Origin of the sequence: Hymenobacter sp. 5516J-16, from assembly GCF_022919335.1 — a bacterium.
Taxonomy (GTDB): domain Bacteria; phylum Bacteroidota; class Bacteroidia; order Cytophagales; family Hymenobacteraceae; genus Hymenobacter; species Hymenobacter sublimis.
In genome coordinates, this window is the sequence record NZ_CP095058.1 from 2736294 (window position 1) to 2749843 (window position 13550).

Consider the following 13550-nt stretch of genomic DNA (forward strand, 5'->3'; position numbering starts at 1 on the left):
AATCGTTCGGCCGCCGGGTGTTTCCCACAACGTAGCATGGTAGGTAAAAGTACAGGTTTCTGCCCGGACCCATCATTGTCGGCAGTCCAGGGCCAACTCCTAACGCTGCGCCGCGTAGTTTTGCATCACTCACCGCTACCCCCGCCTCATGTCCAGTCCCACACCTTCGCCCCCCGGCGCCCCGACTCCGAGGGCAATTCCGACCGAATGCGTGCCTTCGCCCGCTATTCCGGCATTGCGGTTCAGATGATGGCAACCATTGGCCTGAGCACTTGGGCCGGTTACTGGCTTGATAAGCACTACCGCACCGAGACGCCCTGGTTTACCCTGGGCCTGATGCTGCTCGGGTTATTTGCCGCCTTATATAATGTCATTCGCTCTGTTACTAGGGAACAGTAATGAGCGACACTACACCTTCTATTGCCATTGCTGAGCTAGAGAAAGTGCTGCTTCTCTCTTTACAAGCTCTGAAGCACCAATACGGGCAGGACGGTCATATTCCACTAGAACAGGATTTCTATTGGGATATTCCTAAAGAACAACTCTACCTCGTGGAGGAGAACCCTGAGGACTTGACCATAGGCCAGCTCAGTGACGATTGGCGGACTGTTCAAGAAGCGTCCGAGGAGGATTTCACCTCATTTGACCTGCTAAAAGCTTCCCATCTGCTCCGCTATATCAGCCATACGCACCCTCTCCTCTACTTGCCTTGAAGCCTTTCCTTCGTCCCTACCTACTCTTCTGCCTGCTGACTGGGGCAATCCTGTACGCCCTGTACAGCCAGTTTGGGCCGCGGGTCATTCATCCGTTCACGCCCTACACATTTGCCTTCTTCGCCATCCTGACGTTTCTGACCTACCGCGTCACGGCCCGGTTGGTGCAAGCCAATCCCGATAATTTTATGGTAGCCTATTTCGGGACCATGGTAGTACGCCTGCTTTTGTCCCTGACGCTAGTGCTGGTGTACCTTTTCCGGGGCGGCGGTAAGGAAGGCGACGCCCGCTGGGCCTTCCTCGGGAGCTTCTTCATCCTGTATTTTCTCTTTGCTGGGTTTGAAGTCTGGAGCGTTCTGAGTAACTTGCGCCCGTTTTCAAAACCGGGTGAAAATACAAAATGAAGATTTTGTGCATATAGCCCTAAGCCCCTCTGAATGAAGCGCTTACTTTTAGCTCTCTTCTGCTTCCTATCGTTCTCGGTGTACGCCAACGAACCGGCGGCTACTACCGCAGAAGCCACCGACACGGAGGACTTCAAACCCGGTGAGATGATTTTGCACCACATCGGAGACGCCCACGAATGGCATTTTGCTACCCTCGGCGGCGGAGAGCATGGTACGCACCTCACGATTCCGCTGCCCGTTATTGCCTACCGCCCCACGCAAGGCTTGAGCGTATTCTCCTCTTCTCGCTTGGCGGAAGGTAAAGTCTATGACGGCCTGAAGCTGGAGCACGAGCACCTAGTATCAGAGGATGGTAGCAAGGTATACGACTTCTCGATTACCAAAAACGTAGCCTCCCTGATGCTGAGCGCCGCGCTGCTGCTCCTCGTTTTCACGGCTGTAGCTCGTGGTTACGCCAAGCGCGGCAGCGGTGCCCCCGCGGCATTCAGTCCTTCTTCGAGCCTATTATCGTGTTCATTCGCGACGAAGTAGCCAAAAAGTCGATTGGCCCGAAGTATGAGCGCTACATGCCTTACTTGCTGACGATCTTCTTCTTTATCTGGTTTAACAACCTGCTGGGCTTGCTGCCAGGCGGCGCTAACCTCACCGGTAACATTGCCGTTACCCTGACCCTGGCTGTCCTGACGCTGCTCATCACCCTGTTCAGCTCCAACAAGAACTACTGGCACCACATCTTCGCTACGCCCGGCGTACCCAAGGCCCTGCTGCCCATCATGATTCCGGTAGAAGTGATTGGCATCTTCGTGAAGCCCTTCTCCCTCATGGTTCGTTTGTTTGCCAACATCACGGCCGGCCACATTGTAACCCTGAGCTTTATCTCGCTCATCTTCATCTTCCGCAACATTGGTGTTGCCCCAGTTTCGCTGGCTTTCGGCTTGTTCATCAACACGCTGGAGCTAATGGTAGCCATTCTGCAGGCCTACATCTTCACCCTACTGACGGCCATGTACATCGGTGGCGCGGTAGAGGAGCATCACGACGCTGATTACCAGATAGGTGGTGGCGACGCTGCCGAGCCGGCTCACGGCCACTAAGCCTTTCTCACCCCTGATTTTTTTGTTTTTCATTCCCCACAAACCTCTTTTTTATGCTTCTTTCTCTGTTGTTGCAGGCCATTACTAATTCTGCTGGTCTGGCCGTATTCGGTGCTGCTATTGGTGCTGGTCTGGTTGCTCTGGGTGCCGGTCTGGGCATTGGTCGTATCGGTGGTCAGGCTATGGAAGCCATTGGTCGTCAGCCGGAGGCTTCGGGCAAGATCCAAACTGCCATGCTGATCGTAGCCGCTCTGATTGAAGGTCTGGCGCTGTTCGCAGTAGTAGTCTGCCTGCTGATTTCGTTCAATCTCTAGGAATAGAGGTAGTACACGAGCAGCCCGCTGCGCGCGTCGCTTCAGCGCACGGCGTAGCGGGCTGTCTTGGCTTTTCCGGTACCAGCCGGCGGCCTTAAGCTGAGGCGGAACTTCCGTCTCCACCGCCCGAGTTACCGGTACCTATCACTCACTACCTACTAGTTTCTACGATGCAAATTGTAACGCCCGAATTTGGCCTTATCTTTTGGCAGCTAGTGATTTTCGGCATCGTGCTGCTCTTGCTGCGCGCCTTTGCCTGGAAACCAATTCTTAGCTCGCTGAAAGAGCGTGAAAGCTCAATCGAAGGTGCGCTGCGCATGGCCGACCAGGCCAAGCTGGAAATGCAGCAGCTAAAGGCGGGCAACGAGAAGTTGCTGGCCGAAGCTCGCATGGAGCGCGACCGTATTTTGAAAGAAGCCACCGACGTTTCTAACCAGCTCATTGAGCAGGCCAAGAACAAGGCTACGGAAGAAGGTAGCCGCATGATTGTGCAGGCGCGCGAAGCCATCCAGAACGAGAAAAACGCTGCCTTGGCCGAGGTGAAAAACACTGCTGCCAAGCTCTCCATTGATATTGCCGAGCGCATCTTGCGCCGCGAACTGGCCGACCAGCCAGCCCAGCAGCAACTCGTGGACTCGTACCTGCAAGAAGTAAAGTTGAATTAGGTTGTTGGGGTCTTGGGGCTTAAGATCTTGGGTTATCCTGACCCATTGCTTTATCCAAGACCCTAAGCCCCAAGACCCTAAGATCCCTAACAATGTCTGAACTACGAGTTGCCTCCCGCTACGCAAAGTCGTTGCTGGATCTGGCCGAGGAGCGCGGCGAGCTGGAAGTAGTAAAGCAGGACATGGACCTGTTCAGCAAAACGCTGAATGAGAACCGTGAATTGCGCCTGCTACTCCGCAACCCCATCGTGAAGCACGACAAGAAGCTTGCTATTCTGCAGGCCGTGTTTGGCGGTAAGGTGTCGGCCCTGACGGAGAAGTTTTTCTCTATTGTAACCCAGCACAACCGCGAAAGCGCGCTGGAGTTTATCGGCTCCGAGTTTCTGACCCAGTACAACCTGCTGCGCGGCATGCAGGCGGCGGAAGTAACCACCGCTACCCCGCTAACCGCGGAGCTGCGTGAGCACCTTCGGCAGGTAGTGCGTCAGCAATCTGGCCTGGCCAATGTTACTCTCACGGAAAAGGTAGATGCCTCGCTGATCGGCGGCTTTGTGCTGCGCATCGGCGACCGGCTAATTGACGACTCCGTGAGCTACCGGTTGCGCAAGCTGCGCAACGAATTCTCGAAGAATCCCTACCAACCCCAACTATAACCCACCATGGCAGAAGTACGTCCGGATGAAGTATCCGCCATTCTGCGGGAGCAGCTGTCTAACTTCAAAACCGAAGCCGAACTCGAAGAGGTTGGTACGGTTCTGCAGGTAGGCGACGGTGTAGCCCGCATCTACGGCCTGGGCAAAGCCCAGTCGGGGAACTGATCGAATTTGAAAACGGGCTCCAAGCCCTTGTGCTGAACCTTGAAGAAGACAACGTAGGCGCCGTAATGCTCGGCGACTACTCTGAAATCCGGGAAGGTGCTACGGTACGTCGTACCAATAAAATTGCTTCCATTCAGGTTGGTGACGGCATTATTGGCCGCGTGGTAAACACGCTGGGCCAGCCCATCGACGGTCGGGGCCCCATCCAGGGCGCTACCTACGATATGCCCCTGGAGCGTAAGGCTCCCGGTGTAATTTATCGTCAGCCAGTAAACGAGCCCATGCAGACCGGTATCAAGGCTATCGACGCCATGATTCCAATCGGCCGGGGCCAGCGCGAGCTAATCATCGGCGACCGTCAGACGGGTAAGTCGACGGTAGCCCTTGACGCCATCCTGAACCAGCGCGAGTTCTATGAGCGCGGCGAGCCGGTTTTCTGCATCTACGTAGCCGTAGGCCAGAAAGCCTCCACCGTAGCGCAGGTAGTAAACGCCCTGACCAAAGGTGGTGCGATGGACTATACGGTAGTGGTATCGGCTTCGGCTTCTGATCCGGCTCCCATGCAGTTCTTCGCTCCCTTCACGGGCGCTGCTATCGGTGAGTTCTTCCGCGACACGGGCCGTCCGGCCCTGGTGGTGTACGACGACTTGTCGAAGCAGGCTGTGGCGTACCGCGAAGTGTCGCTGCTGCTGCGTCGTCCTCCCGGACGTGAGGCCTACCCTGGCGACGTATTCTACCTGCACAGCCGCCTGCTCGAGCGCGCCGCGAAGATCAACGCTTCCGACGCCATTGCTCAGGACATGAATGATTTGCCCGACAGCATTCGTCCGCTCGTGAAAGGCGGTGGTTCGCTGACGGCTTTGCCCATCATTGAAACCCAGGCTGGTGACGTTTCGGCGTATATCCCGACCAACGTAATTTCGATTACGGACGGCCAGATCTTCCTCGAAACCAACCTCTTCAACTCGGGTGTGCGTCCCGCCATTAACGTAGGTATCTCGGTATCGCGCGTAGGTGGTAACGCCCAGATCAAGTCGATGAAGAAGGTAGCCGGCACGCTGAAGCTTGACCAGGCGCAGTTCCGCGAGCTGGAGGCCTTCGCTAAGTTCGGCTCGGACCTGGATGCTTCAACCAAGCTCACAATTGAGCGGGGCCGTCGTAACCTTGAAATTCTGAAGCAGCCCCAGTTCTCGCCCCAGAAGGTAGAGGATCAAGTTGCCATCATCTACGCCGCTACCAATGGTCTGCTGGACTTGGTGCCAGTAAACCGGGTGCGTGAGTTTGAAAAGGAGTTCACCCAGGTGATGAACACCCGCTACCCCGAGGTGCTGAAAGGCCTGAAGGCTGGCAAGCTCGACGACGAGACAACCGGCGCTATCCGTCAGGTTGCCAAAGATCTGTCGGCCGCTTACGCTTCTAAGTAATTACTAATGAAGAGTGAGGAATGAGGAATAAGAAATGGGGAAGTACGTCGTGACACCGTTATGGCTTGACCTCAGTTCTTCATTTTTCATTCCTCATTCTTAATTCGAAATAGATGGCTAGCTTAAAAGAAGTTCGGAGCCGCATTACGTCGGTGCAAAGCACGCAGCAAATCACCAAAGCCATGAAAATGGTAGCGGCGGCCAAACTGCGTCGGGCCCAGGACAACATCCTGCGCATGCGCCCCTACGCCCAGCGGCTCAATAGCATTCTAGGCAACCTGACGGCTTTGGCTGGCGAGGATGTGGTGAGCGAGTACGCGGAGCAGCGTGATGTGCGCCGGGTGCTGATCATTGCCATTACCTCGGACCGGGGTCTGGCTGGCGCGTTCAACAGCAACGTGTTCAAAGGCGCTAACGCCGTGATTCAGGAGCGCTACGCGGCCCAGGCCGCGGCTGGCAACGTAACCGTAATGGCTATCGGCCGCAAGGCTCACGACTACTTCGGCAAGCGCCTGCCCCTGCTCGGTGACTACCAGCACGTCTTCACCAAGCTTTCCTTCGATACCGTCCGGGAAGCGGCGGAACAGGTCATGGACGGCTTCCGGGCCGGTCAGTACGACGAGGTGGTGATGGTGTACAACGAGTTCAAAAACGTTGCTACCCAAATCATCCGGACTGAGCAGTTGCTGCCGCTGGTGCCCACCGAGCAGCCTACTAACGCGCCCGCTACCTCGAATGTGGACTACATCTTTGAGCCCTCGAAGGAGGAAATCGTGCGGACCCTGATTCCTCAGTCGCTGAAGGTGCAGCTCTACAAGGCAGTACTGGAAAGCAACGCCTCGGAACACGGTGCCCGCATGACGGCCATGGACAAGGCCACCGACAACGCCGGCGAGCTGCTGAAACAACTGAAGCTAACCTACAACCGGACCCGTCAGGCCGCCATCACCACCGAGATTCTCGAAATCGTGGGTGGTGCTGAAGCCTTGGCTGCCAGCCGGTAAGGATATAGCTCAGACATTACTGAAAAGGCCCGCTTTCGCAAGGAAGCGGGCCTTTTCGTGCTGTTGCTGTGCCGTTAGAATAGTTGTAAGGGCGCGACCTTTCGCGTTTCATCGTAGCCCGGCTACGTTGGTTGTTCAAGGGGAATGAAATCAGCTGCGATGAGGCGCCAAAGGTGCGCTTTTACAGCTGCATGTACTGGCGCTTGGCCAGTTCCTTGCTGGGCTTGGGCGTTGCGGGGTGCTGCTCCAGCAACTCCACCACCTTGTCGGGGGTAAGCTCCGTGAAATCCTTGATGACGGCAAGAGGGGCCTGGAAGTCAGCGGCTTTCAGAGTGGTAGTTAGGGTGATGCAGCGCATACCCGCTTTGTATGCGGCTTGCTCACCCATAATGGCATCCTCGAATACCAGGCAGCGCTCCGGCGGAATGCCCAGTTGCCGCGAGGTAGCCACGTAGGTATCAGCGTGGGGTTTGCCGCGGTCCACGTCGTCCTTGCCTACCACCACATCAAAGTAGCGGCGCAGGTCTAGGTGGTCGATGATGTAGCCGATGGTGTCGGCGGCAGAGCCAGTGCCGAGAGCAATTTTAAATCCGGCGGCGCGGGCGGCCTGCAGAAACGCGGTGAGGCCAGCCGTTTCGCGCCGCTTGTCCCAGTACAGCACCCGGTACAGAAACTCGCGCTGGGCGGCGTACTCCTTGAGCTGCTTATCGGGGACGGGATGGGCAAAGACGGTTTTAAGAATGTTAGTAGCCGGCATTCCGTTGAGCCGGTTCAGCAGTTTGCGGGCGTTGGTGGTCAGGCCTAAGTCGCGAAACAGCAGCTGAAAGGCTTTGGCCTGGAAGGCCGTGTTGTCGATGATGGTACCATCCATATCGAAGATCAGCGCGTAGGGCTGGGGGGTAGCAGGCATAGCAAAAAGGATGAGGAATGCAGTAAAGCAGCAAGAACGACGCGCCGGCAAGTCAGACGCCAGCGGAACGCCCATTCTTGCCTACGCGCACGGGGCGGTTTTGACTGTGGACGAGCTGGTTCCCCGGCCGCGCGGAGTATCTTTGCGCCCGCCGAATCCGGCGCCGCCCGCAGGGTAGCGTCATAACGTCCTGTCCACTTTGAAGAAAAAGAGTTTGAGCCTATTGCTGGCCGCTACGCTGGCTGTACCTGCCCTCGCACAGAAACAAGGTAAACCCCTGGACCGCCCCAAGCTGGTGGTCGGGATTGTGGTTGACCAGATGCGTTACGACTACCTCTACCGCTACTGGAGCAAGTACGGCCGCGGCGGGTTCCGTCGCCTGCTGGGGGAAGGCTTCAGCTACGAAAACGCCCACTACAACTACGTGCCTACCTACACCGGGCCCGGTCACGCCAGCATCTATACCGGCACTACTCCCTCGGTGCACGGCATTATTGGTAATAACTGGCTGGTGCGCGAGGAAGGCAAAGGCACCTACGTAACCGAGGATAAAACCGTGCAGGCGGTAGGCGGCTCGGCGGCGGCTGGGCAACAGTCGCCGCGCCACATGCTGACGACCACCATCACCGATGAGCTGCGCCTGGCTACCAACTTCCAGAGCAAGGTTATTGGCGTCTGCATCAAAGACCGGGGCTCCGTGCTGCCGGCCGGGCACGCGGCCAACGCGGCCTACTGGTACGATGGCGGCAACGGGGCGTTTATTACTAGCACCTTCTACACCCAGCAGCTACCGGAGTGGGTAGCCAAGTTCAACGCCGAAAACCGGGCCGCCAAGTACCTGGATCAGGCCTGGAACACGCTGCTGCCCATTGCGCAGTACACCGAAAGTTCCCCCGACGACGTGGCCTGGGAAGGAGCCTTTAAGGGCGAAGCCAAGCCCGTATTCCCCCACGACCTACCGACGCTGAGCGCAGCGCCCACCACGGCGGTAAAAGGCAATATGGAAGCCGCCGGCGAGAAGGCGCCCACCGCTACCCCCCGCAACCTAGACCTGATTCGCTCCACGCCCTTTGGCAACTCCCTGACCCTGGACTTTGCCCTGGAAGCCATGCGGGCCGAGCAGCTGGGCCAGCGCGGCCAAACCGACTTTCTGGCCCTGAGCTTTAGCAGCACCGACTATGTAGGCCACCAGTTCGGGCCCAACTCCATTGAGGCCGAAGACACCTACCTGCGCCTGGACCGGGACCTGGAGCGCCTGTTCGCCACCCTCGATAAAACGGTAGGAAAGAAGCAGGCCCTGGTATTCCTCAGCGCCGACCACGGAGCGGCCCACTCGCCTAATTTCCTGATTGACAAGAAAATACCGGCTGGTTCTGTGGGTCCGGGCCTGATGCGCGACTCCTTGCAGCAGCAGCTGGTGCGTCTGCACGGCCCCGGTAAGTGGGTGCTCAGCTACGAAAACCAGCAGGTATACCTGAACCGGCCGCTGCTACGCGAAAAAAACCTTGACCTCTACCAGATGCAGCGCGAGGTGGCCGGCATCATGCTGGGCTACGCCGGCGTTACGCGGGCCCTGGCCGCTGAGGATGTGCAGAAGTCGCACTGGGAAAGCGGGATGCTGATGTACCTAGAAAATGGCTACTTCCCCAAGCGCTCCGGCGACGTGCTGGTGATTCTGGAGCCGGGCTGGCTGGAATCGTATCAGTACCCCGTTAACAAAGGCACCACCCACGGCTCCTCGGGTAGTTACGACACGCACGTGCCGGTAGTATTCTGGGGCTGGCACGTAAAGCACGGACAGTCATCGGCTCCGGCAAAGATTACCGATATTGCGCCCACATTGGCCCGCTGGCTCCATATTCAGGAGCCCGACGGGTGCACCGGGCAGCCGCTGCCCGAAGTACTGGGCTTTTAATTTTTGGCCATGAGCTGTTAGCTACTGGTTGCTAGCTTTCCGTTTAACGAAGCCCGCAGTCAGCAGCTAACAGCTCATGGCTGGTCATAACACGTTTTCATTCTCTCAATTTTCAGCTAATAGCCAACAGCTAACAGCTAACAGCTACTAAAAAATGGCCCATTTTAACCCCTGGCACGACGTAGAGCGTGGCGAAGACGCTCCCAAAGTTGTAAACGGCATCATTGAAATTCCGAAAGGCTCGAAAGGCAAATATGAGCTGGACAAAGACAGCGGCCTGCTCAAGCTGGACCGCGTGCTGTTCTCGGCCGTGCATTACCCGGCAGCCTACGGCTTCATCCCGAAAACTTACTGCGACGACAAGGACCCGCTGGATATCCTGGTGCTCTGCTCCGTGGATATCGTGCCGATGTGCCTGGTAGACGCCAAAGTAATTGGTGTGATGCAGATGATTGACCAGGATGAGGAAGACGATAAAATCATTGCTGTGGCTGCCAACGATGTGTCGGTGAACCACTACAACGACATTGCCGACCTACCCCCCATACCCTGCTGGAAATGCAGCGCTTCTTCGAGGATTACAAAGCCCTGGAGCACAAGCAAGTAAGCGTGGAGCGGTTCATGGGCCGTGAGGATGCCTACCGCATCATCGAGGACAGCATTAAATTATATGAGGAAACCTTCCCGAAAGGCAACCCCCAGAACGAGGTAGACGTAAGAGAGGCCCTGAGCTAATCTGAGTACATAACCTCTCTACACCCATAGCAGCGCCCGATGGTCTACCTGACCGTCGGGCGCTGCTGTGTTTTGGGGCCCGCGGAAGCCTGGCAAGCTCAAGCGTAGTATCCTTTCGGGCTTCGCTTAGCGTATGAAGCAGGGTATGCCGACACAGCCCCCAAAGTCCAATGTTCTAAAATTTCTCTACGAAAACAGCCTCCTACTGGTGGGCGGTTTGCTGGTGCTGGTTACCCTAATTGGGCAGCTCTTTACGGGGTGGCACGACTATAACTCGGAGCTGGAGGACATGGAGCTGCTACCTCTTACCCTGGGTGCGTACGCGCAATCTGGACACTTTCTGGAGGCTACGTTTGAGAATTGGGAAAGTGAGTTTCTGCAGATGGGCCTGTATGTAGTGCTGACCATCTGGCTGCGGCAGCGGGGCTCCTCTGAATCCAAGAAGCTCTATGAGGAAGAGGAAGTGGATCAGGAACCCAACCCAACCAAGGAAGATGCCCCTGGCCCCGTGAAGCGCGGCGGCTGGCAGTTGGCTTTGTACCGCCGGTCGTTAAGCATTGCGTTTTTTCTGCTGTTTTTCGGGTCTTTCTGGCTACACGCCAAGGGCGGTGCTGAGGTTTACAGCATTGAGCAGGTCCACAATGGCAAGTCCGCCGTTGGTACCCTGGACTACATGACCACCAGCCGGTTCTGGTTTGAGTCGTTTCAGAACTGGCAGAGCGAGTTTCTTTCCATCGTGTCCATTGTGGGGCTGTCCATCTTCCTGCGTCAGCATGGCTCGCCGGAGTCCAAGCAGGTAGACGCGGCCCACACCGAAACCGGGAAGTAGTCCGCTCCAGTATATTCGGGGATGGTGAAGGCGGGTGCCAGCTCACCCTGAGTTAGCGCGTATGCTGTCCGTTCGTTTGTTGCTTCCGTCTGCCCGTGCCCATGCTCAGCGCCTCAGACCACTGACAGACGCCTTGCTGTACAGCAGCACGTGGCTGTCGTTGGCGGCACTGGGGCTGATGTGGGCCACTTTTTTGTTCTGGCGGGTTCACATTCCGCCGCGGCTGGGCGCCCTGATCTTCACGGCTACTCTTTTCCTATACAACCTCGATAGTGTGCTGCCTTACAAACACGGGCAGCAGCCGGGCCTCTCGAAGCGTAAGCAGTGGATGCGGGGGCACCGCCGGGAATTGCTAGGGCTAGCCGCAGTAGCCGGCCTAATAGCGGCGGGCCTGTTCCTGACCGATGCGCGTCTGAGCATTACCTTGTTCTTGGGGCATCTGGGCGCTATTTCGGTGTTGTACTCCATGCCCCTGGTCAAGTACAACCGGCGGTGGTGGGCCCTACGCGACCTGCCCCTGCTGAAGGTCTTCCTGATTGGCTACGTCTGGGCGGCCGTCACCGTCTGGATTCCGGCCTTGTACCTGGGGCGCGGCCTACAGGAGCCGGTCGTGCTGATTTTATTTGGGCGGCGCTTTCTGTTTATTCTGGCCCTAGCCTTTGTGTTCGACATCCGCGACTACACCAAGGACCGCCTGACGGGCACCCGCACTTTTCCAGGCGTCTTCGGGATTCAAGCCACCAAGCTCCTAGCCCTGGCTGCGCTAACCACAGCAGCTCTGCTCGTGCCGCCAGGAACTCCGGCCGGCCACGACTTCGTGCTTCTAATGCCGCTGCTAGCCGCCGCGGCCGTTATCTGGTTTGCTGAGGAGTCGAGGCCTGATTACTACTTTGCCCTGCTCACCGACGGGGTTATGCTGGTGCAGTTCCTGGCGGTGTGGTGGGCCAGCACGGGAGTGGCTGCCAGGTTACTGTAACTTTTTCTACCCCGGATACCACTGCACGAAACTGACGGTTCAGCGGATTAAAGGCCGGGTAGGGGAGTTGTGAGTTCCTGCAGCACGGGCCAATAAAGCGGATAAGGTCGCCGGCCACCAGGCCCGCTTCGCCGGTTTGCTGAGCGGCTTGGTCGCCGGCCCGGCCGTGGGCATATAAGCCCAACAGGGCCGCATCGAGGGGCGAGAGGCGCTTGTCGGCGCGCAGGGCTAGCAGCAAGCCCGTTAGCACGTCGCCGCTGCCGCCGGTGGCCATGCCGGGGTTGCCAGTGCTGTTAAAGTAAAGTGTGCCATCTGGGGCCGCTAGGGTAGTGTAAGCACCCTTCAGCACGCAGTAGCACCCATGCTCCCGCACAAAGGCGCGTAGTTGCTCCAGGCGGTGGTAATCGTCGCGGGCGGGTTTGCCCACCAGCCGCTCAAACTCCTTGGGGTGGGGGTAAGCAAGGACTCGCGGGGTAGTAGCTTCAGTAAGCTGGGGTTGGCCCCGAGTAGGTTTAGCGCATCGGCGTCTAGCACTAGCGGCACTTTGGCCTTGCGCAGCAGCTGGCGCAGCACTTCGCAGGTGGCGTGCTCCTGCCCCAGCCCCGGCCCGATACCAATGGCGGCGTACGGTTTCAGGTCTGGTAGCTCGGTCACGAAATCGGTGGCGGAGTCGGCCAGGGCCATGGCTTCCGGGGCCGCAACCTGCATAATGGGGTAGCCAACGGCCGGGGTGCGCACGGTAAGCAGTCCAACCCCACCCCGCAGGCAGGCCTTTGCTGCCAGTACGGAGGCCCCAATTTTACCGCGGCTGCCCGCCAGCAGCAAGGCGTGCCCAAACGTGCCTTTGTGGCTGAACTTACTCCGGGCAGGTAGGCGGCCCCGAATGAAGTTATCATTCACGAAGTAGATATCCACAGGGGCGTTGTGGATAAATGCGGGGTCGAGGTGAATAGGTAGCACCTCCCACTGGCCAACAAACTCTGCGTTTTGGGGCAGTAGAAAAGCCAACTTGGGAAGCTCAAAGCTGACAGTGTGGTGGGCTCGTACTACCAGGCTGTCTGGGCTCTGCGGAGCGTCCGTCAGTAACCCAGACGGCATGTCCACGGCCACAACAGTAGCCTCCGACTGATTGAGGTGCTTTACTAGCGTTGCTGCTGCGCCGGTTAACGGCCGGCTCAGGCCGGTACCAAACAGGGCATCAACTACCACTGCGCGAGCGGGGAGCTGCGGCAGTGTTTCCGGCTGTATTTCATGGCAAGGCAGGCCCGCCGGCAGGCGCTGACGGTTAAGCGTAAAATCAGCCGAGGGCTGGGCAGCGGGCAGCGTCCATACCTGGGGCTGGTAACCCGCCTCGTGCAACTGGCGAGCAATGGCCAGCCCGTCGCCGCCGTTGTTGCCGGGGCCGCAGAAGATGTGCATGGGCCGCTGGCTGTGAGCGGGCAAACGCTCCTGCAACCAGTGGCAGAAAGCCGTGGCCGCCCGCTCCATCAGCTCCGCGGAGGTAATGCCCTCGGCTAGTAGGGTGGCCGCATCAGCCTGGCGGGTTTGGGCGGCAGTAAGTATCTTCATAGCAGGAAGTAAATTGACGGTAGCCGGGAAGTATCAAAAATCGGGGCAAGCTAGATCAAGGCAATAATTCTGTTATATCGGTCCTGCTCAGCTATATCGTTATGACAGTGTATTCTTTCCAGACAGCCGGGTTTAGCCTCGATGAAGCCGGAATACTTTTCTTGTCTTGCGTAATCG

11 protein-coding genes and 4 pseudogenes are annotated in these 13550 nt (G+C 57.7%); 13 read left to right on the forward strand and 2 right to left on the reverse strand.

Annotated features, from left to right (window positions below; genetic code table 11):
* Window positions 1-207: 207 nt before the first annotated feature.
* The 9 genes and pseudogenes from MUN84_RS13590 (at window position 208) to atpG (ending at window position 6439) form a co-directional block, all read left to right on the forward strand.
* Entirely contained in the window at window positions 208-399 is a 192-nt protein-coding gene (locus tag MUN84_RS13590; protein ID WP_244694562.1) for an AtpZ/AtpI family protein, read from the forward strand.
* Entirely contained in the window at window positions 399-713 is a 315-nt protein-coding gene (locus MUN84_RS13595) for a hypothetical protein (RefSeq protein WP_244694563.1), read from the forward strand. Before MUN84_RS13590 ends, MUN84_RS13595 begins: the two co-directional genes overlap by 1 nt.
* On the forward strand, window positions 710-1117 hold the full coding sequence (locus MUN84_RS13600) for a hypothetical protein (protein ID WP_244694564.1): 408 nt from the start codon (window positions 710-712) through the stop codon (window positions 1115-1117). The genes MUN84_RS13595 and MUN84_RS13600 overlap by 4 nt, the downstream gene beginning before the upstream one ends.
* A 33-nt stretch (window positions 1118-1150) precedes the next feature.
* Window positions 1151-2214, forward strand: a pseudogene (atpB, locus tag MUN84_RS13605) (F0F1 ATP synthase subunit A).
* A gap of 53 nt (window positions 2215-2267) precedes the next feature.
* A complete protein-coding gene (gene atpE / locus MUN84_RS13610) occupies window positions 2268-2528 on the forward strand; it encodes an ATP synthase F0 subunit C (protein ID WP_019946527.1) in 261 nt (86 codons plus the stop codon).
* A gap of 170 nt (window positions 2529-2698) precedes the next feature.
* Window positions 2699-3193: a F0F1 ATP synthase subunit B gene (locus tag MUN84_RS13615; protein WP_188557936.1), complete on the forward strand. Its 495-nt coding sequence runs from the start codon at window positions 2699-2701 to the stop codon at window positions 3191-3193.
* 92 nt (window positions 3194-3285) lie between these two features.
* Window positions 3286-3846, forward strand: coding sequence for an ATP synthase F1 subunit delta (atpH, locus tag MUN84_RS13620; RefSeq protein WP_244694565.1), 561 nt, complete (start codon window positions 3286-3288; stop codon window positions 3844-3846).
* A gap of 6 nt (window positions 3847-3852) precedes the next feature.
* Window positions 3853-5435 (forward strand): annotated as a pseudogene (gene atpA / locus MUN84_RS13625) (F0F1 ATP synthase subunit alpha).
* A gap of 113 nt (window positions 5436-5548) precedes the next feature.
* Window positions 5549-6439, forward strand: coding sequence for an ATP synthase F1 subunit gamma (gene atpG, locus MUN84_RS13630; protein WP_244694566.1), 891 nt, complete (start codon window positions 5549-5551; stop codon window positions 6437-6439).
* Window positions 6440-6620: 181 nt separating this feature from the next.
* Here atpG and MUN84_RS13635 read toward each other — a convergent pair whose 3' ends face one another.
* Window positions 6621-7349, reverse strand: a complete 729-nt coding sequence (locus tag MUN84_RS13635; RefSeq protein ID WP_244694567.1) for an HAD family hydrolase — start codon at window positions 7347-7349, stop codon at window positions 6621-6623.
* A gap of 199 nt (window positions 7350-7548) precedes the next feature.
* Between MUN84_RS13635 and pafA the strand changes: the two genes are divergently transcribed.
* The 4 genes and pseudogenes from pafA (at window position 7549) to MUN84_RS13655 (ending at window position 11804) form a co-directional block, all read left to right on the forward strand.
* Window positions 7549-9264, forward strand: a complete 1716-nt coding sequence (gene pafA, locus MUN84_RS13640) for an alkaline phosphatase PafA (protein WP_262920528.1) — start codon at window positions 7549-7551, stop codon at window positions 9262-9264.
* A 154-nt stretch (window positions 9265-9418) separates the two neighbouring features.
* Window positions 9419-9999 (forward strand): annotated as a pseudogene (locus MUN84_RS13645) (inorganic diphosphatase).
* 145 nt (window positions 10000-10144) lie between these two features.
* Window positions 10145-10828, forward strand: a complete 684-nt coding sequence (locus MUN84_RS13650) for a DUF6766 family protein (RefSeq protein WP_317238939.1) — start codon at window positions 10145-10147, stop codon at window positions 10826-10828.
* Between the two features lie 178 nt (window positions 10829-11006).
* Entirely contained in the window at window positions 11007-11804 is a 798-nt protein-coding gene (locus tag MUN84_RS13655) for a UbiA family prenyltransferase (protein ID WP_244694569.1), read from the forward strand.
* Here the strand turns inward: MUN84_RS13655 and MUN84_RS13665 are convergent.
* Window positions 11740-13373: pseudogene (locus MUN84_RS13665) on the reverse strand (NAD(P)H-hydrate dehydratase). The gene MUN84_RS13655 and the pseudogene MUN84_RS13665 sit on opposite strands and share 65 nt — an antisense overlap.
* Window positions 13374-13550: the final 177 nt, after the last annotated feature.

Excerpts from the sequence above, each read along its gene's own strand:
- MUN84_RS13650 (WP_317238939.1), top strand. The coding sequence starts at position 10,145 with ATGCCGACACAGCCCCCAAAGTCCAATGTTCTAAAATTTCTCTACGAA.
- MUN84_RS13615 (WP_188557936.1), top strand. The coding sequence starts at position 2,699 with ATGCAAATTGTAACGCCCGAATTTGGCCTTATCTTTTGGCAGCTAGTG.
- MUN84_RS13655 (WP_244694569.1), top strand. The coding sequence starts at position 11,007 with ATGTGGGCCACTTTTTTGTTCTGGCGGGTTCACATTCCGCCGCGGCTG.
- atpG (WP_244694566.1), top strand. The coding sequence starts at position 5,549 with ATGGCTAGCTTAAAAGAAGTTCGGAGCCGCATTACGTCGGTGCAAAGC.
- MUN84_RS13635 (WP_244694567.1), bottom strand. The coding sequence starts at position 7,349 with ATGCCTGCTACCCCCCAGCCCTACGCGCTGATCTTCGATATGGATGGT.
- atpH (WP_244694565.1), top strand. The coding sequence starts at position 3,286 with ATGTCTGAACTACGAGTTGCCTCCCGCTACGCAAAGTCGTTGCTGGAT.
- MUN84_RS13590 (WP_244694562.1), top strand. The coding sequence starts at position 208 with ATGCGTGCCTTCGCCCGCTATTCCGGCATTGCGGTTCAGATGATGGCA.
- MUN84_RS13595 (WP_244694563.1), top strand. The coding sequence starts at position 399 with ATGAGCGACACTACACCTTCTATTGCCATTGCTGAGCTAGAGAAAGTG.
- atpE (WP_019946527.1), top strand. The coding sequence starts at position 2,268 with ATGCTTCTTTCTCTGTTGTTGCAGGCCATTACTAATTCTGCTGGTCTG.